The organism is Streptomyces sp. R-07 (assembly GCF_049913175.1).
In the GTDB taxonomy this organism is placed as follows: domain Bacteria; phylum Actinomycetota; class Actinomycetes; order Streptomycetales; family Streptomycetaceae; genus Streptomyces.
The window spans coordinates 7,742,130-7,762,794 of record NZ_CP183978.1 but is presented as its reverse complement, the minus strand read 5'-3'; the positions used below and the strand labels follow the sequence as shown (position 1 = coordinate 7,762,794).

At 70.5% G+C, this 20,665-nt stretch carries 19 protein-coding genes and 3 pseudogenes; 7 read left to right on the top strand and 15 right to left on the bottom strand.

What is annotated here, in order from left to right:
• Positions 1-216 precede the first annotated feature (216 nt).
• Both ACN9M0_RS35385 and ACN9M0_RS35380 read right to left on the bottom strand, forming a co-directional pair.
• Positions 217-941, bottom strand: a pseudogene (locus ACN9M0_RS35385) (response regulator).
• Between the two features lie 146 nt (positions 942-1,087).
• A complete protein-coding gene (locus tag ACN9M0_RS35380; RefSeq protein WP_426404917.1) occupies positions 1,088-1,282 on the bottom strand; it encodes a hypothetical protein in 195 nt (64 codons plus the stop codon).
• Positions 1,283-1,574: 292 nt separating this feature from the next.
• On the opposite strand from ACN9M0_RS35380, the gene ACN9M0_RS35375 reads away from it, so the two are divergent.
• On the top strand, positions 1,575-4,265 hold the full coding sequence (locus tag ACN9M0_RS35375; RefSeq protein ID WP_426404916.1) for an ATP/GTP-binding protein: 2,691 nt from the start codon (positions 1,575-1,577) through the stop codon (positions 4,263-4,265).
• Here ACN9M0_RS35375 and ACN9M0_RS35370 read toward each other — a convergent pair.
• The 6 genes and pseudogenes from ACN9M0_RS35370 to ACN9M0_RS35345 form a co-directional block, all read right to left on the bottom strand.
• Positions 4,241-4,369: pseudogene (locus tag ACN9M0_RS35370) on the bottom strand (TIGR03842 family LLM class F420-dependent oxidoreductase); the annotation flags it as partial. The gene ACN9M0_RS35375 and the pseudogene ACN9M0_RS35370 overlap by 25 nt on opposite strands.
• A 386-nt stretch (positions 4,370-4,755) precedes the next feature.
• Positions 4,756-5,628 carry a MurR/RpiR family transcriptional regulator gene (locus ACN9M0_RS35365; RefSeq protein ID WP_426404915.1) on the bottom strand — a complete coding sequence of 291 codons (873 nt, stop codon included), beginning with the start codon at positions 5,626-5,628 and terminating at the stop codon, positions 4,756-4,758.
• A gap of 164 nt (positions 5,629-5,792) precedes the next feature.
• The gene (locus ACN9M0_RS35360; RefSeq protein WP_426404914.1) at positions 5,793-7,007 is read right to left on the bottom strand and encodes a M20 family metallopeptidase; all 1,215 of its coding nucleotides are present in this window, start codon (positions 7,005-7,007) and stop codon (positions 5,793-5,795) included.
• A complete protein-coding gene (locus ACN9M0_RS35355; protein WP_366039369.1) occupies positions 7,004-7,756 on the bottom strand; it encodes an amino acid ABC transporter ATP-binding protein in 753 nt (250 codons plus the stop codon). Before ACN9M0_RS35355 ends, ACN9M0_RS35360 begins: the two co-directional genes overlap by 4 nt.
• Positions 7,757-7,764: 8 nt before the next feature.
• A complete protein-coding gene (locus tag ACN9M0_RS35350; protein WP_366039320.1) occupies positions 7,765-8,730 on the bottom strand; it encodes an amino acid ABC transporter permease in 966 nt (321 codons plus the stop codon).
• A 2-nt stretch (positions 8,731-8,732) separates the two neighbouring features.
• Positions 8,733-9,680, bottom strand: a complete 948-nt coding sequence (locus ACN9M0_RS35345; protein ID WP_366039319.1) for an ABC transporter substrate-binding protein — start codon at positions 9,678-9,680, stop codon at positions 8,733-8,735.
• A 507-nt stretch (positions 9,681-10,187) separates the two neighbouring features.
• Between ACN9M0_RS35345 and ACN9M0_RS35340 the strand changes: the two genes are divergently transcribed.
• Positions 10,188-10,490, top strand: a complete 303-nt coding sequence (locus ACN9M0_RS35340; protein ID WP_366039318.1) for a hypothetical protein — start codon at positions 10,188-10,190, stop codon at positions 10,488-10,490.
• Between the two features lie 117 nt (positions 10,491-10,607).
• Here the strand turns inward: ACN9M0_RS35340 and ACN9M0_RS35335 are convergent, their stop codons facing one another.
• From ACN9M0_RS35335 to ACN9M0_RS35315, 5 genes are all read right to left on the bottom strand, one after another.
• The gene (locus tag ACN9M0_RS35335) at positions 10,608-11,036 is read right to left on the bottom strand and encodes a tyrosine-protein phosphatase (protein ID WP_426404913.1); all 429 of its coding nucleotides are present in this window, start codon (positions 11,034-11,036) and stop codon (positions 10,608-10,610) included.
• Positions 11,033-11,356 carry a tyrosine-protein phosphatase gene (locus tag ACN9M0_RS35330; RefSeq protein ID WP_426405373.1) on the bottom strand — a complete coding sequence of 108 codons (324 nt, stop codon included), beginning with the start codon at positions 11,354-11,356 and terminating at the stop codon, positions 11,033-11,035. Before ACN9M0_RS35330 ends, ACN9M0_RS35335 begins: the two co-directional genes overlap by 4 nt.
• A gap of 556 nt (positions 11,357-11,912) precedes the next feature.
• On the bottom strand, positions 11,913-13,070 hold the full coding sequence (locus ACN9M0_RS35325) for a PP2C family protein-serine/threonine phosphatase (protein WP_426404912.1): 1,158 nt from the start codon (positions 13,068-13,070) through the stop codon (positions 11,913-11,915).
• A gap of 206 nt (positions 13,071-13,276) precedes the next feature.
• Positions 13,277-13,636, bottom strand: a complete 360-nt coding sequence (locus ACN9M0_RS35320; protein ID WP_426404911.1) for a DoxX family protein — start codon at positions 13,634-13,636, stop codon at positions 13,277-13,279.
• A gap of 154 nt (positions 13,637-13,790) precedes the next feature.
• Positions 13,791-14,285 (bottom strand): cupin domain-containing protein, encoded by a 495-nt coding sequence (locus ACN9M0_RS35315; protein ID WP_426404910.1) that lies wholly within the window; start codon positions 14,283-14,285, stop codon positions 13,791-13,793.
• A gap of 81 nt (positions 14,286-14,366) precedes the next feature.
• On the opposite strand from ACN9M0_RS35315, the gene ACN9M0_RS35310 reads away from it, so the two are divergent.
• From ACN9M0_RS35310 to ACN9M0_RS35300, 3 genes are all read left to right on the top strand, one after another.
• Positions 14,367-15,218: a LysR substrate-binding domain-containing protein gene (locus ACN9M0_RS35310; protein ID WP_426404909.1), complete on the top strand. Its 852-nt coding sequence runs from the start codon at positions 14,367-14,369 to the stop codon at positions 15,216-15,218.
• 627 nt (positions 15,219-15,845) lie between these two features.
• Positions 15,846-16,748: a GNAT family N-acetyltransferase gene (locus ACN9M0_RS35305; protein WP_426404908.1), complete on the top strand. Its 903-nt coding sequence runs from the start codon at positions 15,846-15,848 to the stop codon at positions 16,746-16,748.
• A 37-nt stretch (positions 16,749-16,785) separates the two neighbouring features.
• Complete coding sequence (locus ACN9M0_RS35300) at positions 16,786-17,202, top strand: transposase (RefSeq protein ID WP_426404907.1); 417 nt, start codon at positions 16,786-16,788, stop codon at positions 17,200-17,202.
• A gap of 106 nt (positions 17,203-17,308) precedes the next feature.
• On the opposite strand, the gene ACN9M0_RS35295 is transcribed toward ACN9M0_RS35300, so the two are convergent.
• The gene (locus tag ACN9M0_RS35295; RefSeq protein ID WP_426405372.1) at positions 17,309-17,800 is read right to left on the bottom strand and encodes a DUF6221 family protein; all 492 of its coding nucleotides are present in this window, start codon (positions 17,798-17,800) and stop codon (positions 17,309-17,311) included.
• Positions 17,801-17,863: 63 nt separating this feature from the next.
• On the opposite strand from ACN9M0_RS35295, the pseudogene ACN9M0_RS35290 reads away from it, so the two are divergent.
• Positions 17,864-18,035: pseudogene (locus ACN9M0_RS35290) on the top strand (GntR family transcriptional regulator); the annotation flags it as partial.
• A 345-nt stretch (positions 18,036-18,380) separates the two neighbouring features.
• On the top strand, positions 18,381-19,397 hold the full coding sequence (locus ACN9M0_RS35285) for a LacI family DNA-binding transcriptional regulator (RefSeq protein ID WP_366039308.1): 1,017 nt from the start codon (positions 18,381-18,383) through the stop codon (positions 19,395-19,397).
• Between the two features lie 174 nt (positions 19,398-19,571).
• Here ACN9M0_RS35285 and ACN9M0_RS35280 read toward each other — a convergent pair whose 3' ends face one another.
• Complete coding sequence (locus ACN9M0_RS35280; protein ID WP_426404906.1) at positions 19,572-20,654, bottom strand: LacI family DNA-binding transcriptional regulator; 1,083 nt, start codon at positions 20,652-20,654, stop codon at positions 19,572-19,574.
• Between the last annotated feature and the right edge of the window lie 11 nt (positions 20,655-20,665).

The following is a 20,665-nucleotide window of genomic DNA, read 5'->3' as shown; positions in this document are numbered from 1 at the left end:
CGCCCGCCACTGCCCCGGCGACCGCCTCGGCCGTGTAGATCACGCGCCCGGTGGTCATTCCCGCCGGCAGCCGCATGGCTTGCCGGCTGTCCAGAAGGTCACTGTCGGCGTTCATGAGCGTCATCGTCGCCCACGAGGGACCGGCGGGGTCAGGGCCGCATGGGCCCTACAGCGGGCCCGATGTGCCCCGGACGGCGACGACTCACGGCCAGGTCGTCAGGCTCGGGGACGACCCGCGCGGGAGGTGCCGCCCGTCTGATGATGATCCCCTCGCACCACTTGGGTGACGATCACCGCCGCCTGGACCCGGCGGGTGACGCCGAGCTTGGTCAACATCCGCGAGACGTGGTTCTTCACCGTCTTCTCCGCGAGGAAGAGCCGTAGCCCGATCTCCCGATTGGTCAACCCTTCACCGATCAGGGCGAGGATCTCGCGCTCCCGGTCGGTCAGCAGTGAGAGCTCATCGGGCTGTTGCTCCGGCTCGGCGCCGCGGCGTACCCGCGCCATCAGGCGGCCGGTCGTTTCGGGGTCCAGCAGCGATTGCCCCGTGGCCACCGTGCGGACCGCCTTCACGAGGTCGGTGCCGCTGATCTGCTTCAGGACCTAGCCGGCCGCCCCGGCCATGATCGCGTCCAGCAGAGCGTCCTCGTCGTCGAACGAGGTCAGCATCAGGCACACCAGTCCGGGAACGCGCGAGCGCAGCTCGCGGCAGACGGTGACCCCGTCCCCGTCCGGCAGTCGTACGTCCAGCACCGCAACGTCCGGGCGCGCCGCGGGAACCCGGCCAGGGCCTGCTCAGCGGTGCTCGCCTCGCCGACCACTTCCAGGCCGGGCTCGACTTCGAGCAGGTCGCGCACCCCGCGCCGTACCACTTCGTGGTCGTCCAGGAGGAAGACCCGGACCGGACGCCGCGCATCGGCCTCGGCAGTGCTCTGCGGCATCACCACTCCTTGTCCGTCGGAAACGCGAGCGCCTGCATCCTCGCCGCTCTCTTCCCTCAGGACCAGGGCCGAACGGCCCTCATCGGCCGACAGGGCCCTGCCGGACCGGGCTCACAGGCAGGTCCGGGGAACGGCGGTGTGCAAGCTCAGAGTTGTGTGACGCGGTGAGGAACGGTTCGTTCGGCCCAGAGCGACTTGCCGCGTCCTGAGGGCCTCACGCCCCAGCACTGGGTGACTCGGGCGGTGATGAACAGGTCCCGGCCGTTCTCGTCCCTGTCCAGGGCGCCCCAGTCGATCTGGACTCCGGCGAGGTGGCCGACGAGTCCGGAGAACGAGTTCATGGCGATGCCCCGGAGGGAGGTGCCGACGGCGATGACCGGGGGCAGCCCGCCGAGCCGGGCGAGGGTGGGGATGACGAAAACTCCGCCCCGGAACCGACCAATCCCGGCCTCGGCGTCTCACCGCCTACCGTGCACGAGCTCGTCAGGCGTGTTGGCTGTCCCTGTTCCTGGCTGAGACAATGCCCACCGGCCGGGTGGGCTGCTGGAAGAAGGCCGACGGCTGGGCGCCGGCGCACAGGTTGCTCCCGGCAGTGATCATCCTTTGGGGGCGGGTGTGGCGCGGGATCTGCGGATGCTGTTCGGTTCGAACGACCAGGAGTTGAGTGCCGACGAGGCGTTCACCAACCGACAGGCGCAGTGGGCTCACGTCAGCACCGCGCTCACCACTCACCTGCAGCAGGTGAGTGCGCCGGGGTTCGATGTCGAGGACCTGGAGGCGCCACGTCGCAACGTGCTGCACTTCCACGGCGTCGGGGGGATCGGGAAGTCCACGCTGTCGCGGAAGATCGAGACCGCGCTCGCCGGTTCCGGCCGACCCGCGCACTGGCCGGAGGCCGCCCCGCCCGGCATCCGTGTCGTGCCCGTGCGCATCGACCTGGCCCGCTCGGCCGGTATGGACTTCGAGCAGATCGTCCTCACTCTGCGCCTGGCCCTCACCCAGATCGGGCGGCCTCTGCCCGCCTTCGACATCGCCCTGCGCCGCTACTGGGAGGCCGTCCACCCGGGCGAGCCGCTCGAGGAGTACCTGAGCCGTGGCGGCCTGGCCCGCGCGTTCGGGCAGGCACTGCCGCAGCAGATGAAGTCCGCGCTCGCCGACGTCGCCCAGGCGCTTCTGCTGCCCGGCACGATCGGCACGGTCGTCGGCGACGTCGTCGGCTCACTCGTCGGCGCACTGCGCGAGCGACGCCAGACGGTACGCGCGCTGTCGGGTTGCCGCAGGCTCGCCGACCTGCTGGAGGCCGAACCCGGCCTCGACACGCTCTCCTACTACCCGCACCTGCTCGCCTGGGAGATCGCCCGGCTGCCGGGCGAACGCGTCGTGCCGGTCGTCCTGTTCGACACGTTCGAGGACACCGGCGACCGCACCCGCCGCGAGATGGAGCGGCTTCTGCAGCGCGTCGTGTGGCTGATGCCCAACGCCCTGTTCGTCCTCACCGGTCGCTCCCGCCTCGAATGGGCCGAGGACGCGCTCGCCGGCCAGCTCGACTACACCGGTCCGGCCGCCTGGCCGGACCTCACCGATCGCGCCACCGGGGTGCCCGCCCCGCGCACCGCCGGCTCGCCCTGGGTGCCCGAGCGCCAAGTCCTCATCGGCGACTTCAGTCCCGAGGACTGCGACGGCTACCTCGCCCGCCGCCTCACCCGCAACGGCCGGCCTCTCATCGACGCCGGCCTGCGCCACGTGATCAGCGACCGCTCGCACGGGCTGCCGCTCTACCTCGACCTCGCGGTCATGCGTGTCCTGCAGCTGCACCGCACCGGACAGACGCCCACCCCCGCGGACTTCGACGCCGACTTCCCCGCACTGATCTCCCGCACCCTGCAGGACCTCACCCCTGACGAGAGGCACGTCCTGCGCTCGGCCACCCTCTTCGACTCCTTCGACATCCCGCTCGCGACCAAGGCCTCCGGCCTCGCCCACGAGGCCGCCGCCCTGCGCCTGACCGAGCGCCCCTTCATCCGCCACCACCCCTTCGGCCTGTGGCCCTACCACCTCCACGCGCTGATCCGCTCCACCCTGCGCACCGCCGACGACCCCACCGACGACCGGTGGAGCCCCACCGACTGGCAGCAAGCCGCCGAGCGCGCGTTCACCGCGCTCGGCGAGCAGTGGCACACCAACACACGCGACCGGCTGCTGCTGGTGGGATGCCTGCGCCAAGGCCTCGCGCTCGCCCGTGACTTCCACCTCTCCCCCGGCTGGCTCACCGACGCCGCCTTCGCCTACGTCGGCGACTCCGTGTGGGAGCCCATCACCCTGGCCGCCCCGATCACCACCGGCCCCGAAGGCCCCGAGCACTCCGAGGGCGTGGGCGCGGCCACGCCGGCCGACGTGATCGTCGACATGCTCTCCACGCTCGCCCGCCGCCAGCGCGAACACCGCAGGCACACCGTCGAAAAGCTCACCCGCCTCATCGACGCGGGCCTGCTGGGCGACGACCTCACCGAGATGGCCGTCTACTACCGGGCGAAAGCCGGGCGGGACATCGGACACCCGGAGGCCTCGCGCCGCGACTACCAGTACGTCGCCGACCGCGGCGGCCGCCTGGCTGCCGCCGCCCGCCGCGGCCTCGCAAAGGCCGCCCACCTGGCCGGCGACTTCCCCACCGCCCACGTCGCAGCCCAGCAGCTCGGATGGGAAGGCCGCCACCAGCGCGTCCTCGGCGGCCTGTACTGGCTCCAGGGCGAGCCAGAACGCGCCGCCGCCGCCTACCTCGCCGGACGCACCGAGGCCGAACAGCACGCCGTCCGCGGCGAAGCAGCCCACAACCAAGCCAAACGCGCCATGGCCATCGCCTTCACCGACCCCCGCCTGGCCGACGACGAACTCGACCTGGCATGCCACCTCCTGACCGGACTCGACCTCCGCGCCACCACCATCAACACCGAGATCGCCGCACTGGTCCGCGACGCCGGCCACGACACCGTCGACGACCGCGTCCGCACCCTGCGCGCGGAACTCGACAGCGCGGGCCTGATCTCGAAACTGCCCACCCTCGAGATCGCCGCCGCTTTCCACCAGGCCGTCCTCGACGACGACCAAGCCCTCACCGACACCCTCGGCCGGCTCCGCGAACAGACCCGCGGCGGCATGCACGCGTACGCCATCGACATCGTCCACTTCATGGCCGACCTCCCCCTCTCCCGCGACCACACCCCGCCCCGCTGGCTCGACGACGAACAGACCACCCGCAACCGATGGCGACGACTCGTCACCAGACGGCAGAACCTCCTGCGCACTCGCCCGTCCACATCGGGGTGAAGACGGCGACCACCGCGGTCCGCTGTCGCCTCACGCCCCTCCGCCAGGTCTCGGATGACCTCGATGGCCTCGCCTAGGCGGGCCAGGGTGTTGGGCCTGCGGCCCCGGCGCATCAGCCCCACTACCTGCGAGGCGGACGGGTCGGTCTGCAGACGCGTCCGAAGTCCACCTGGGGGGCGACGTGCTGATGGTCGCTCAGCGCGTGTTGCCGGGGATCTTGGCTGCGAGGATGCTTTGTGTTGGATCGTCGGCGGCTGCGCGAGCGGCTCAGGAGCGGGGCCGGTGCCCTGCACCGCCTGCTCGCCGGACCGCTCCTGACAGGGCCCCACCACGCGCGTCCACGGCTCCCGGCAGCCGCCTGACGTCACGGGACGGGCCTCCCGTGAACCCCTCAGCACGGCGGCGAACACCTCCGTGCCGAGGTACGCAGTGACCGACCGATACGCCCCTCGACAGGAACGAGGAGAGTATCCATGTTCGGTGCCGCGGGTCACTGCAGTCCGAGGCGTCGGGCGATCTCCTCGGTGTGCCGCAGGCGTGCGGGGGCATCGTCGCCGAGTGCCGTGACGACTCCGGCGACGACCGTCTCGATCACGGCGAGGGTGGGGACGAAGCTGTCGTACGGTGAGGGTGTCGTGACCAGGCTGGGAAGGACGACCTCGGCGTGCGCGGAGACCGGGGAGAGCCATCGGTCGGTGAACAGGATGACCTTCGCGCCTTGTTCGAGGGCGAGTTGGGCCATGGTGACCTTGTCCTGCTCGTAGCGCCGGTAGTCGAAGACGACCAGGACGTCGCGGCGGCTGAGCGTACCGAGTGCCGCGGTCCGCTCGACGTCGCCCGCGGGCAGGAGCCGGATGTCGCCGCGCAACTGCATGAGGTGCAGTCCGAGGTACTGGGCGAGGAGATGGGTGAAGCGGCCACCGGTCAGGGTGATGCGCCGTTTGCCGTCGGCCAGGAGTGCGACGGCGTGTTCCAGGTCGTGCGGCGGGAGTTCGGTGAGGGTCTGCGCGACGGCACCGCTGAACAGTCTGCTGCCCTGTTCGAGCAGGGATGCTTCGCCGTCCGGTGCCTTGTCGGCGCGGGTGCGGTCGGCGGATTCGTACAGGGACAGGGGCGAGGCGTTGCGTTCGTCGAGTTCCTCGCGCAGGGCGGTCTGGAAGTCGGGGAAGCCCCGGTAGCCGAGCCGGTTGACGAAGCGGATGACGGTGGGGGCGCTGACGCCCGCCCGTTCGGCGAGGACGGCGACGGTCTCGAAGCCGGCGGAGGGGTAGTTGGCCAGAAGGACGCGGGCGACCTTGCGCTCCGCCGGGCTGAGGTCGCCCAGCCTGTGCCGGATCACGTCGGCGAGTACGCCGGAGGCCATCGCGGGTTCCTTTCTCGGTCGTCGGCGGACGTGCGGCCCGCGTGCCGAGCCTAATGCCGATCGTCTGAGCCGCGTTCGCGGCCCCGCGGCCCGATGGGGGCGGTGGGTGCTCCCGCACCGGGCAACGGCGCGGTGAACCGGTGCGGGAGCGTCGGGGGGCAGCGTCAGTCGCTGCGGCTGTCGCCGAGGTCGGCGATGAGGGAGGCGAGCAGGGCGACCCTGGCCGGGACCGTACTGACGTCGAGCCACTCCTCGGGGGTGTGGTCGGCGCCGCCGACCGGTCCCAGACCGTCCAGTGTCGGGACTCCTGTGCCGGCGATGGTGTTGGCGTCTCCCACGCCACCCGTCGCCGTGCCGCCGAAGGTCAGGCCCAGGCGTACGCCGATGTCCTGGGCCCGGTCGAGCATCCGGCGGGACACGGCGGTGTCTTCCATCGGCGGGCAGGACGCGACTTCCTCGACGGTGGCGCGGGTGCCGGGGACGACAGGCCTCGAGGCGGCCTCCTCGAGGGCGACGGTGGCCGCGCGCATGCCACTGTCCGTGGCCGAGCGGACCTCGACGAGGAGTTCCGCCTCGGGGCAGACGATGTTGAAACGGCTGCCCGCGCGCACGACGCCGACGTTGAGGGTGACGCCCTCCCACACGCCGTTCAGCGCTTGGATGGCGATGACGAGGTGGGCGGCTGCCAGGGCGGCGTTCGCTCCGCGTTCGGGTTCGATGCCCGCGTGTGCGGCGCGGCCGGTGACGGTGAGCCTGAAGTCGGCCACACCCTTGCGGGCGATGACCAGGTCGCCGTTCTCCCGGGCGCATTCGAGGGCGAGGGCGTAGTGCGCCCCTTCTGCCGCCCGCCGGGTGACCGGCCTGCTGGCGGGTGAGCCGATCTCCTCGTCGGGTGTGGCGAGGAAGACGAGTTCCGCGTAGTCCTCGATGCCTGCCGAGGCGAGGATCTCGAGGGCTGCGAGGCCGGCGATCAGGCCTCCCTTGTCGTCGCTCACGCCGGGTCCGTGGGCGAGGGATCCGCGCAGGGAGAAGGGGCGTTCGGCGGCTGCCCCGTCGTCGAAGACGGTGTCCATGTGCGCGGCGAGGAGGATTCTGCGGCCTCCGTCGGCGACGGCGAGGCGACCTTGCTTGCGGCCGATGAGCACATCTCCGGTGCGGTGTCCCTGGGCCGGTGGCAGCGGGACGCGTTCCACGGAGAAGTCCAGACGCTCGAGGTGGGCCCGGACCAGGTCGGCGACCCGGTTGACGCCGTCGGCGCTGTACGAGCCGGAGTCGATCGTGACGAGTTCGGCCAGGTCTTCCAGGTACCGGGCCCGGTGTGCGTGGGACAGGGACAGCAGCACTTCGTCGAGGGGCTGCTGCCGGGACGGGGCGCTCACAGGACCTTCGACAGGAAGGCGCGGGTGCGTTCCTGCTCCGGTTCGGCCAGGACCCGTCGGGGGTCACCGGATTCGACGACGACGCCTTCGTCCATGAAGACCGCCAGGTCCGCGACTTCGCGGGCGAAGCCGATCTCGTGGGTGACGACGACCATGGTCATGCCGTCGTCCGCGAGCCGGCGCATGACGTCGAGGACGTCGCCGACGAGTTCGGGGTCGAGCGCCGACGTCGGCTCGTCGAACAGCATCAGTTTCGGCTTCATGGCGAGGGCGCGGGCGATGGCGACGCGCTGCTGCTGGCCGCCCGAGAGCTCGGCCGGGTAGTGACCCTCCCGGTCGGCGAGCCCCACCTGCTCCAGCAGGGTCCTCGCCTCGTCGCGGGCCCGGTCCCTGGCGACGCCGGCAACCTTGACGGGGGCCTCCATGACGTTCTCCAGGGCGGTCATGTGCGGGAAGAGGTTGAACCGCTGGAACACCATGCCGATGTCGCGCCGCCGGGCGGCGACCTCGCGCTCACGCAACTCGTGGAGGCGGGTGCCCTGCGGCCGGTATCCGACCGGTTCGCCGTCGACGGCGAGCCGTCCTCCGTCGATCTTCTCCAGATGGTTGATGCACCGCAGGAACGTGGACTTGCCGGACCCGGAGGGCCCCAGCAGGCAGCACACCTGACCGCGTTCGACCGTCAGGTCGATGCCCTTGAGGACCTGGAGCTTCCCGAAGTGTTTGCGCACGCCCTCGGCGTGCACCATGGGCGCGTTCAACGGCCCTCCTCCTTGTGTGTGCGGCCGCGCAGGGCGGTGAGGGGTCCGGCGCACAGGCGTCGTAGGGGGGAGATCTCGACGCCGCGGGCCGTGCCGCGCCCGTAGCGGCGTTCGAGCCACGCCTGCGGGACGCCCAGGGCAGTGACCAGTGCGAGGTACCAGAGCGACGCCACCACGAGCATCGGGATGACCTGGTAGTTCTGCCCGTACACGTCCTGGATGTTGGACATCAGGTCGTGCGCCGCGATCACCGACACGAGGGCGGTCATCTTGAGCATGTTGATCGTCTCGTTGCCCAGCGGGGGGATGATCACCCGCATCGCCTGGGGCAGCACGATCCGCCGCATGGTGAGTGCCGGGCGCATGCCGAGCGAGTGGGCCGCCTCGGTCTGCCCCGGGTCGACGGACCGGATCCCGGCGCGGACGATCTCGGAGGCGTACGCGGCCTCGTTCAGGCCGAGCGCGAGCAGGGCCGCGACGGACGGGGTGAGCAGGGTGTTGGTGTCGGCCTGGAAGAAGGTGACGCCGGTGAACGGGATGCCGATCATCACGTGCTGGTAGAGGGCTCCGGCGTAACCCCAGAAGATGATCTGTACGAGCAGCGGGGTGCCGCGGAAGACCCAGACGAACAGCGACGAGAGGCCGTACAGGACCGGGTTGCCGGAGAGCCGCATGACGGCCACGAGGGTGCCGAGGACGAGGCCGAGGGTCATCGCGGCGGCGGTCAGCCACAGGGTGGTGGCCAGTCCGTCGAAGATGAGCCCGGCGAACAGGTAGTGGCCGACCACGTCCCAGTGCAGGTTGCCGTTCTTCGCGAGCGAGCCGATGAGGCCGGCCAGCGCGGTGACGGCGGCCACCGCGGAGATCCAACGGCCCCAGTGGCGGACGGGGACGATCTCGAAGGTGTCGGGTGCGAGGGTCTCGCCGGTGTGCGGTGTGCCGACGTGGGTGGTGGTGGTCATCTCTAGTCCACCGCCGCGTTCTTGGTGGCTTCCTTCACGGCGATGGAGGCGACGCCGTACTTGTCGCAGATCTTGGTGAGGGTGCCGTCGTCGATCAGCGCCTGGAGCGCCCGCCTGATCGCCTCGGTCAGGTGCGGGAGCCGTTTGCTGACCGCGATGCCGTTGGGCGAGGCACGGTAGCCGGCCGGCGCCTCAGGGTCCTCGGCCAGGTCGAAGGCCTTGCCGCCGTCGGCGGTCTTGGCCGACCAGCCGGCGGCGGGCTTGGTGACGACCTCCGCGGCCACCTTGCCGGAGCGCAGGGCGAGCTGGGCGTCGGAGTCCTTGGGGAAGGTCTGGATGTCGGCCACCTGTCGGCCGGTCGCCCGGCATGTGGCCTGGTGGGCCATGAGCAACTTGTACTGGTTGGTCGCCGCCTGGACGCCGACCTTCCGGCCGCAGAGGTCGTCCAGCGTGCTGATCTTCGCCGGGTTGCCCTCGGCCACCAGGATGCCCGAGCCGGAGCGGGAGTAGTCGACGAAGTCGACGACCTTCTGCCGCTCCTTGTTGTCGGTCAGTGCGGACATCGCGGCGTCGAACTTGCCGGCCTGGAGGGCGGGCACGATGCCGTCGAACTTCGTCGCGGTGAAGGCGAACCTCACGCCGAGCTTCGCGCCCAGGGCCTGGCCGAGATCGTAGTCCAGACCGGTCAGTTCGCTCTCCCCCTCGGTGACGAACATCGCGAACGGGGGGTACGGGACGTCCGTCGCCACGCGCACGGCGCCCGCCTTCTTGATCTGCTCGGGCAGGGCCTCGTGGAGGGCCGCGTCCCGCGTGACCGTGACCCCGGCGATCTTGCCCCCGGCCACGGGCTCACCACCGCCGGCACCGCTCGCACCGCAGCCGGAGACCACCGCCAGAGCCGTGCAGGCCAGTACGGCCGTCGCCCCGCGGCGGGGCGCAGAGATGTACATCAACGTCGTTCCCTCTCGGACGTCCGAAGCGAGCGGAATCATCTCCGCCGACGTCCCAGAAGTTACACATCAATGCCTGTAATGGCTAGATGTAATGCCTGTTACATGCGGGCGCCGGTCAGGGGCCCGAGATCCCGATCAAGGGTTGCCGTGGTTCAGGAGAGGCGCCGGCCCCGCCGAGGCCGCTGGCCTGGCCCCACCCGCTGGATCACCGAACACACCCCCGGAAGCGATACCCCGCCCGTGAGTGGCGGAGGATGCGATCCCGGTGGCGCCCACCCCTGTCGCGGCGTCGCGGAGCGCCCCACCGGTGTGCACTCGCCGGGACACATCGCGGCCACTGACGAGGAGGCGATCGAGCAGACTGGGCGTACTTCAGGACCTACTCGAAGCCCGGTACGAACAGGGCTTCCCGCCGATCACCCGCTAGTTCTACGAGCACGAGTTCGGGCACGGCTCCTGTACGTCGACTCAGCGGCCACGGTCGCCGCGAACGTGGCACGGACGATGAAGGACCTGCGCGCTTCGCGCCTCGACCTGAAGTACGGGATGGGGCCGATGCCGTACAGCCGGCTGCTGGAGTCCATCCGGCTGTACGGCACCGAAGTGGTCCCGAGCGCCGAGTCGCGGACCTCTCTCGCCTTGTCGACGGCGAACCGGAAGCGGCCCTCGGCCTGCTCAACGCCTCGCGCTTCACTGGCCCGTGGGCCCGGCTGCCCGGGCGATGTGGACCTGCGCTGGAACCCCTGCGCTTCTCCCCCGGCGCTACCGGCCCAGCTTGAGAAGCGCGGCTGCGTCGTCCTGCGGTGAGGCGTGCGTGGGGCAGGCCCCTGTGTGGGGCCTGCCCGAATGAGGTTGCCGATGGTCAGTCATGGTGGCGCTGCGAAAGCCCGCTTCCGACTGCCCGCCTTGGACCATGCCCCGGGCTCAGCCGATGAGGAGGTCCTTCCGCAGGTGCTTGAGCTCGCGGAGGTCGATGCCGAGGGCGTCCTTGAGGTAGCGGTCGAAGGAGCCGTACTTCGCCTCGCCTTCGTCATGGCCGGAGTTGAGGTACTCGGCGCGGACGTCGAGCAGCGGCTTGTAGACGGCGGCCTGCTGGGGCGGGAGGTGGCCGAGCAGAGCGTCGTTGGCGGCCTTGCGGTAGGCGTTACTGGCGAGATAGTCGGCCATGACGGTGTCCCGCGGAACGCCGAGGGCGGTCAGCAGGACGGCGTTGGACCACCCTGTACGGTCCTTGCCCGCGGTGCAGTGGAAGAGCACGGAGCGCGCGTCGTCCTCGCGTATGCCGTCGAACACCTGGCTGTACGCCTTCTCGCCGCCGTCGCCGCTGACCATGGCCTTCTCGGCGTCGATCATCGACTGCCCGGCCTCGGCAGAGTCCTCGGCATGCCCCGGAAGGCGCCCGAGCCCGCGAAGACGTCGGCGACGACGTAGTCGGCGCCGGCGGGGACCTTGTCGGGGGCCTTGGCGCGCTCGTCCGCCACGCGCAGGTCGAAGACGGTCCTGATGCGCAGGCGCCGGAGCGTGGCCTGGTCCTCGGCGGTCAGCTTGTCGAGGGCGTCCGAGCGGTAGACCTCACCCATCTTGACCCACTGGCCGTTCTCGGTGCGGTAACCGCCGGCGTCCCGGAGGTTGACCGTTCCGGAGAGCTTGACGAGCCGGTCGGCGAGCCTCAGGCCCCAGACCGAGAGCGAGAGCGGAGACGACTGCGGTCGCGGAGAGACTTGCCTTGTTCATGGCCGTGAGACTGAGCGGCCGGGGCGAACGTCGTATGAACGCGACACGGCTGGATACCGCCCCACCGAAGATCGGTGGCAAAACATGCCACCTATGCAAACCGCGCAGGAAAAGGACGACCCCCTCCGGGCGGGTGCGGATATGCCGCAGCCACGGCTACGGGCACGGGCCGCTTCCCGGGCGCGTACGGTCGTCGGTTCGGCGGTGTCGGTGCCGTGCTCTCCACCGGGCGAGGACCTCACCGGGTGTGCCGGCGGGTGGTGTCCCTTCCACCGGACCTCGCCCCTCCGGGGGGGTGAGCGCGATATGGGGCACGAGGCAACGATCCGGGGACGGTGGACGGAGCCGCCCGTCCTCGTCCTTGCTGATCGCCACGCCGATGTGGAGCGGATCAGGTCCGGCTGAGCTCCGCGGCGGGCGATAGGTGTGTCGAACCGGTCGCACCTGATCGTCACGCTCGTGTACCCGTCGAGCCGGCCCGAAAGGTCACTGGACCTACGCCTCCGGCGCGATCCTCTGTACCGCGACAAGCGCCGCGTCATCGCCGAGATGGCCGCCGGCGTACGCCTGGAGGTCGGCCCGCAGCCGGTCGAGCAGGATCGCCGGGTCGTCACTCGGCCAGGCGGCGAGCCGCTCTGTCAGGGGATAGAAGGCGCGCGAGTGGTCACGTGCCTCTGTCACTCCGTCCGTGTGGAGAAGCAGCACGTCCTCGACGCCGAAGGGGAACGTCTCGACCGTCGCGTCCGCCGCGAGGACGTCCGAGAGCCCGAGCGGCGGACTCGTGTGCGCCGTGTCGAGGAGGATCACCCGCCCCTGGCTGAGGAGCAGCGGCGGGGGGTGCCCGCAGTTCACGAGCCGTACCACCGGCTCGTGATCGGGGATGTCGAGCACCAGCGCGGTGACGAAGGCCTCGTCGGCGCCGTCGAGAGGGGCCGCCGTCACCCCGTGAGTCCGCTCGACCGAGCCGATTCCCGCTTCCAGTTGTCCGACCAGTCCCGGCAGCCCCTGTTCGCGGCGGGCCGTGACCCGGAAGGCGCCCAGGACGAGCGAGGCCTCGCAGATCGCGTCGAGTCCCTTGCCGCGGGCATCGCCGATCAGCAGCCGGGTCCCGGACGCCGTTCGGGCCGCCGCGTACAGGTCGCCACCCATCTGCGCCTCCTCCTCGGCCGCCAGATAGACCGAGGCGATACGCAAAGGCCCTGCCCGCTCGGGAAGCGGCGGCAGAACGACGCTCTGGGCGGCATGGGCGATCGAACGCAGGCGTGCCACCCGATTCTCGTCCCGTTCGCGCAAGTGGGCGAAGAAGGTCGCGATGATCGAGATCAGGACGAGGGCGACGATCTGGTACGTGTGGTTGAGGTCCGAGACGCTCGTCCGCGCGACGGCCACCACCGTCTGCGCGACGACCGCGACCGCCCCCACGAAGGCCGTCGCCCGGGGACCCGCGAAAGACGCGGTCACCGCGGGCGCGGCGATCAGGAACGGACCCAGGTGCACGTCGGGCGGGACCAGGACGTCCACCACCGTGACCGCCACGATCAGTGCGAACGGCGCGGCCAGCAGCAACCGCCGCCCACCACGCCGTGAAGGACGGGGAACGAAGTCTCGCCTGAGGGAGTGCACGTAAAAGGCATACCTCAGACGCCAGGGCATGTCCTCTCGGCCCCTCTCCGACGCGCCAGGCACGGAGGCGGACAGCAGCCGTGGACCAGTGATGGCGATTCTCGAAACGGCCGCCGGCCCTGCTCGTGTTCCCCGCGGCGGCAAGGACGGGCAGCACGTTACGCATCGCCTGTGCGGTCTGGGCCTCGATGCCGTCGCGCGGTGTTCCGGTGTGGTCGGTGCCGAGCCGGCCTCGATCACGGCGCGGTGGACAGCCAGACGGTCACGACCGCGGTGACCAGGAGCCCGACGTTGAGTGCGATCCGGCGGTCTTCGCCGGTCAGGTGAACGGCGATCGCACCGGTCTGCAGGAGCACGAAGCCGATGGCGGCGGCCCGTACCAGGGAGGGCGCGATGCCGGTCAGGGGTGGCAGGACGAGACCGATCGCGCCGAGCACTTCTAGCGTCCCCAGAGTCCTGACCGCGGGCAGGGGTACACGGTCGACCCAGGCCATCATCGGTCGGAGCTGATCGCGGTCGCGGGTCACCTTCAGCGTGCCGGCGTAGAGGTAGAACAGGGCGAGAAGTCCCGCGGTGATCCAGTAGGCGATGTTCATGTCTTCCGTTCATGGGTCACCGGTTCACGAGAGCCCGTCGAGCCCTGTAGTGAGACCGGTCCGTTGTCGAGGGGGCGCATCCGCGGGAGGTCGGGCGCCACCGCCGCGGTTCCGCGGCCGAAAGTGGGCGGCCGGGCTGTGCCGGCCGTCGGCTTCAGGTGAGGTCGGTGGCGGGCTCGGTCGCGTAGTGGCTCATCGCGTCGATGTTGGCCTGTCGCGTCAGCGGCCGATCGGCCGCCAGTACCTCCTGGAGGTCCCGGAAGTACTGCACGTACAGGTCGGGGGTGAAGGTGCTGAGCATGACGGCGGGCTGGTCGGCGGGGTTGGCGAAGGTGTGCGGGGTGCCGGGCGGGACCATGACGAGCGTGCCCGCGGTGGCGTCGTGGTCCTCGTCCCCGACGGTGAACCGCACGGTGCCGGAGAGGATGTAGAAGCCCTCGTCGTGTTGGCGATGGAGGTGCTGCGGCGGCCCCTGGGTGTGCGGGGCGAGGACGGATTCGGCGATCGCGAGGCGGTGTCCGGTGTGGCTGCCGTCCTCCAGAACGCGCATGCGCGTGGTGCCCAGAATGATCGTCTCGCCGTCTCCGGGACCCACCACCGACACGGCGGGGTCGGTCTGCTGCTCGCTGCTGCCGGCTACTTCGCTCATGCTCACGAGTGCACCGCCAGGGCCCTGCCGGTGTCCAAGACCTGTCCCGCGGCGCCGATACCTCGTGGGTATCGTTGCAGTGTGGAGCTTCGTACCTTGCGCTACTTCGTGGCGGTCGCCGAGGAACTCCACTTCGGCCGGGCCGCCACCCGACTGCACATGAGTCAGCCACCGCTGAGCCGGGCCATCAAGCAGTTGGAAGCAGAGGCCGGGGCCCTGCTGTTCGCCCGTTCGCCCAGCGGCGTCACGCTCACTCCGGTGGGCATGGTGTTGCTCGACGAGGCGCGAGCTCTGCTCGAGCATGCCGATCGCGTACGGGTACGCGTGAGCGCAGCAGCGGGCGTCGCGACCATCACCGTCGGCATCCTGGGCGACGGCACCGACCCCGGAGTGTCCCGGCTGGCGGCCGCCTACCGCCGCAGGCACCCCGGCGTCGACATCCGCATCCGCGACACCGATCTGACCGACCCGACCTGCGGGCTTCGCGCCGGGCTGGTCGACATCGCGCTGACTCGGGCGCCGTTCGACGAGACTGCCTTGACGGTGCGTGCGCTGCGGACCGATCCGGTGGGCGTGGTCCTGCGCGCCGACGATCCACTGGCCCGCCGCCGCAGCCTGCGGCTGGCCGAGTTGGGCGACCGCCGCTGGTTCCGGTTCCCGCTGGGCACCGACCCTGTCTGGCAGTCGTACTGGAACGGCGGCAGACCGCGGGAGGGTCCCGTGGTCCGTGCCGTCAACGAATGCCTGCAGACCGTGCTGTGGAACGGCACGGTCGGCCTGGCCCCGCTCGGTCACGACCTGCCCCCGGAGTTCACCGTGGTACCGCTGGCCGACATGGCACCGAGCCCGGTGGTCGTGGCGTGGAACGACGGTGACATCAACCCGTTGATCCGGTCCTTCGTCGAGATCGCGACAGCCGCGTATCGCTACTGATGAACCGGCCCCCGGCGCTGCCGCTTCGCGTGAGCAACCCGCACGCCGCAGCCCTGGGAAACGTCTTCCGAATCGGGGCCGCTGACACAGCTTGCGGGATGCGGCCACGCTGAGTGACGGTTGAGCTTCTCAGGGCGGAGGACGCGTACGAACTGCGGCGGGATGGGCACAGCCGGGTCACAGTGGCCGCACCGCGTTTGAGCGAGTGCACCTCGTGCACCGCGTTTGCTCGAATGCACCTCGTGCACCGCGCCGTCGTCCGTCGAAGGATCTTGCCGAATGACCCGGGGCGTCGCGTGTGGTGCGTCGCAAGGCGGAGAGGCGCCCGTGCACTGGGCGTACTTGGGGCCCCGACAACGCGCCGAGGTGCCGTGCTGGGCGGGCCGGGCTCATCCGGCAAGACCGGAAAGGGCCGACCTCGGGGCTTCGTCGGCACGGTTCGCAAATTCCGTGGACGGACCTTCGGTGATCAAGTAACGTCTGGCTCCGGACCACGCCGCGTGAGACGAACGGAAGGAGGCGAGTGCCGTGCAGTTCTCAACCATCCAGCGCTCCCTCCCCGCTACCCCGGTGTGGCACCACTGATCCGACGGGAGCGCTCCTGCAGTACGCATCCCGGAGGAACCCATGACCGACACGGTCATCCGCGCGCTCGACGAGAGCGACGCCCATCTGTTCGACGCACACCCCGACCCGCTGAACGCCCGTGCCGCGCACCAGCGGACCACGCACCGCCCCCGCTGGAAGCGGGTGGCCCTGCGGGACGGCGCCGTCGTCGCCCGCGGCGCCTGGTGGGGCGGCCCCGATGACGAGGAACCCGTCAACCTCAACTGGTTCGACGTCGCCGAGGGAGAGGTGGACGCGGGGGCCGAACTCCTGCGCTCCGCCCCGTGGCAGGTCGAACTCGAGCTCAACCTGCCCGGCGACTGGCGAGAGCACCCCGCCCTGGTCGCTGCCGCCGAGACGCGCTTCGCCGCCGCCCGGGCCGCCGACTACGAGCTCCTGGCGGAACGCTTCCTGTACCGCTGGACCCCGGAACGCGGGCTGCCCGAGCGGCCCGGACGCCTCGTCTTCGGCCCCGAGCCCGACGACGCTGTCTTCTTCGACGCGCTGCGCCGCATCCACGCGGCCACGCTGGACGCCCACGCGCTGAAGGCCGTCGAGGAGGGCGGCCTCGACCAGGCCGCGCGGGAAGAACTGGAATTCTTCCACTGGTGCCCGTCCCCGCGGGAATGGTGGCAGCTCGCCCGCACCCCGGAAGGCGAACTGGCCGGCATCCACATCCCGGCGCACAACCCCTCCGGACCGACCATCGGTTTCATCGGCGTCCTGCCGGAACACCGCGGCCAGGGTTACGCCTACGACCTCCTTGCCGAGTGCACCCACTTCCTGGTGGAACAGGGCGCGGAGGTCGTCACCGCAGCCACGGACCGGGGCAACTTCCCCATGGCCGCGAACTTCACCAAGGCAGGATTCCCCGTGGTGCGCGAGCGCATCAACTTCCATCCCGTCGCCCGTACCGCCTCATAGGCTGTTTCCTTCGGATCATCCGGTCGTTGGTTGATGTGTGTCGTTGACTGACGCCCAGTGGGCACGCATCGAGCCGTTGTCGTCGGACACACCGAAGCGGGATGGGCGGTGGCGTGATCACCGACAGGTGATCGACGCGATCGCGCCGTGGATGGACCTGCCTGAGCATTTCGGGTCGTGGAAGGGCGCCCACAACCGGCTGCGGAAGTGGGCCGCCGACGGCACCCGGAGAAGGTCTTCACCGCTCCGCTCACCCAGGCCGATGCGGAAGGTGACCTCGACCTGGTCGTCGCGGTCGACTCGACCATCGCCCGCGTCCACCAGCACGCCGCCGGGGCCCGTCAAAGGGTCCCGGCCGGCGAGCCGGACCACCGGGTCCTCGGCCGGTCCCGCGGCGGGCCGACCACCGAGATCCACCTCGCCACGGACAGCCGCTGCCGCCCGCGGGCTCTGAGGTTCGGCGGAAGTCCTTCGGGTGACAGATGGCGCCGCCACAAGCGGACGGCCCGGTCGAACGGACAAGACCTAGTCGTCATCATCCTCAGGCTCGTCGGGGGTAGTCAGGGTGATCGGCGTGACGCGAGGTCGAGCAGGTCGTCGCATGGCCAGGTGTCACCGTCGTACTGGCAGTCATCGCGGTTGTCCCACGGTAGTTCGGGGTCGCCGGTGGCTGGACTGAGCACATGGCGGGCGAGCACGCGTCGCTTGGCCTCGACCTCCCGCAGGACGCGAGCAGGGTCGTGCAGTGCCACGTGCAGGGCGATCGTGGGGTGGAAGCCGGGGAGTTCTCCTCGGCAGAAGTCGACCGTGTGCCCGTGAGCGGTCCACTCTCCGCAGCCGTCTCCGTCGCAGCGCCGTGCCTGGTGCTCGGCTTCTTCCCCGAGTCGGAATCCGCGCGGCGTCGACAGGGCTTCCTCGTACGGGGCGACCCTCGGGACCGCTCTCCCGCGACCGGCCCGCCGAGGGCATGACGTACGACCACCAGGCGCGCCGCCGGCTCTCGTCGCCCGAGCTCGGGCGATCGCCGAGGTCTGTGCGGCGCACAGGACCATCCTGCCCACCGCCGTGATCGCCTCGCCGTACACGCATCCCAGTACGGGCCTGGCCGCGCAGCTGGACTGTCCCGCAACCTCGCTCGGGAAGCGGTCGAGGCGCTGGCCGTCGCGCGGGTCCTGGATGTTCGACGGGGCGACGGCACGTATGTGACCAGCCTCCAGCCGAGTGGAGGGGCTCGGCGGAGCGGTGGAACTGCTGCAGGGCGACTCGGTCGCCCCGCAGGACCTCATCTACCGGACATGCACCCGACTCCCTCGGACGCGTCAGGAGCACCGGAGGCCGCTGTCCACGCCCGGTGCGGAGCCCTCGTCAGCGCTGCGCCGCCAGTCCCCGGCGGCTGCGGATCACTCCGGACGCGGTCCGCACCTGGTGGCGCCGTTTCACCTGGACGGCTCACCCGCGTCGTCGAGGTGGGCCGCCCTAGCGACCAGCCGTCCACAATGGGGAGAGCGGAGCATCGAAGCGCATCGACGTACCGTGGACACGCGCCCAGGCTGACACTAGGGTTAGCGTGCATTTCACGCGGAAGCCATACGCACACACTATCGAAGCGCTTGATCGATCTGGGAGAGCTGGATGGCCACCCTCGCCGAAGTCGCCCGGCACGCCGGCGTGTCGGCGAGCACGGTGAGCTATGTCCTCAGCGGCAAGCGGCCCATTTCCGGGACCACCCGGCTGCGGGTCGAGCAGAGCATCCGCGAGCTGGGCTACCACCCGAACGCGGGCGCGCGGGCCCTGGCCAGCAGCAGGTCGAACATCATCGCGCTGATGGTCCCGCTGCGCACCGACATGTATGTGCCGGTGATGATGGAGATCGCGGTGGCGGTTGCCACGACGGCCCGGACGCACGGGTACGACGTGCTGCTGCTGACCGGCGAGGAGGGCCCCGACGCCGTCCGCCGCGTCACCGGCAGTGGACTCGCCGACGCGGTGATCCTCATGGATGTCGAACTCCACGACGAGCGGCTGCCGTTGCTGCGCGGCACCGCCCAGCCGTCCGTGCTGATCGGACTGCCCGCCGACGCCTCAGGACTGACCTGTGTCGACCTCGACTTCAAGGCGACCGGCGCGTTGTGCGTCGAGCATCTGGCGATGCTCGGCCACCGCGACATCGCCGTCATCGGCGAGGCCCCCGCGGTCTACGAACGGCACACCGGCTTCGCCGAGCGCACCCTCGACGGACTTCGGTCCCGGGCACAGGAGTTGGGCGTCAGGGTGCTGCACCGGCCGTGCGAAGGAGGCTACAACGCCATGGCCGTCACCCTCGGTCGCATTCTCGACGAGCGCCCGGGCACCACGGGGTTCGTCGTGCAGAACGAGCAGGCGGTCGAGCCGCTCCTCGCCCTGCTGCGCCAGCAGGGCCGCGCCGTGCCCGAGGACGTGTCGGTGGTCGCGGTCTGCCCGGACCAGGTGGCCGTACAGGCCTCGGTGCGGCTGACCTCGGTCTCGATCCCCGCACAGGAGATGGGCCGGCACGCGGTAGAGCGTCTGGTCGCCAAACTCGACGGCCGCGGCACCGACGAAGTCGTGCTCATCGCACCCAAGTTGACGGCGCGGTCGAGCACCGGATCGGCGCCCTCCGCCGGCGCCTGACCCGACTGCCTCAGGTTCTGTCGTCAAATGTCACGCCCACATCAGGAGTGAGGCGAGGGTGACGGCTGCTTCGTACGTCTCGATGGTCTTGTCGTATCGGGGGGCGATCCCGCGCCATTGCCGGTCCACTTCGACTGGTTCGACTACGCACCACGATCGGCCTGATGACCCAGGTCAGTGCACGGTCTTGGGCGGAGCCGTGCTCTCCCGGACGGTGAGAGCGGTAGCGATCTCCAGTCCGACCTGAGGCACCGCCTCACCCCGGCCGAGCGCCAGGGCGAGCTCGGTGGCAGCCACCGCCATCTCGGCCAGCGGCTGATGGACGGTGGTCAGCGGGGGATCCACCCAAGCCACGGTCGGGACGTCGTCGAATCCCACCACGCTTAGGTCGTCCGGGATGCGCAGGCCCAGCTCGCGCGCGGCCTGGTGGACCCCGAGGGCCTGCATGTCGTTCGCGGTGAACACGGCGGTGGGGCGAGCGGGGCGGGACAGCAGCTGACGCGCGGCGGCGTACCCGTGTTCGCGCGTGAGCTGCGTCTTGACCACCAGCTCCGGCTCCATCGGCAGGCCGGCTTCGGCGAGGGCGGAGACGTAACCGGAGAGCCGGGCGCGGCAGAAGGAGTGATCCGGCCCACTGATCATGGCGACGCGCCGGTGCCCCAGGTCGAGCAGGTGCCGGGTGGCCGCCTGACCGCCGCGCCAGTTCGTGGTCCCGACGAACGGCACGCCGTCGGGCAGTTCGTCGACGGGGTCGAAGACGACGAACGGGATGCCCTTCGCCGTCAGCTGTGTCCGCTCCGCTTCGGACAACTGCGCCACCGACGGCACGCACCGGGGACGCCGCTCCACGGTGTCGTCGAAGGTCCTGCCGACCGGCTCACGGAGTCCGAACTCCGACACCAGCACGCCGACGCGGTTCCTGCGGGCCACGCGCTCCACACCGCGGATGATCTCCACCGCCCACATGCTCTCGAACTCGCGGAACACGAGCTCGACGAGGTTGCTGCGACTCTTGGGAGGCTTGCGGTAGCCGTACTGGTGGATCGGCCCCTCGACGCGGGCACGGGTCTCGTCCGAGACTCCGGTGCGGCCGTTGAGCACCTTCGACACCGTGGGCACCGAGACGCCCGCGGACTCGGCGATGAACGCGTCACCGATACGGGTCCGCTGCCGCGCTCCTCCTGGTCCCCCACCGAAGGCTCCCCCGCTCGATCGTCCGCCCCGGCCCTCCACCGCTCCCCTGCTGCCGACCGCCATTCCGACAGGGC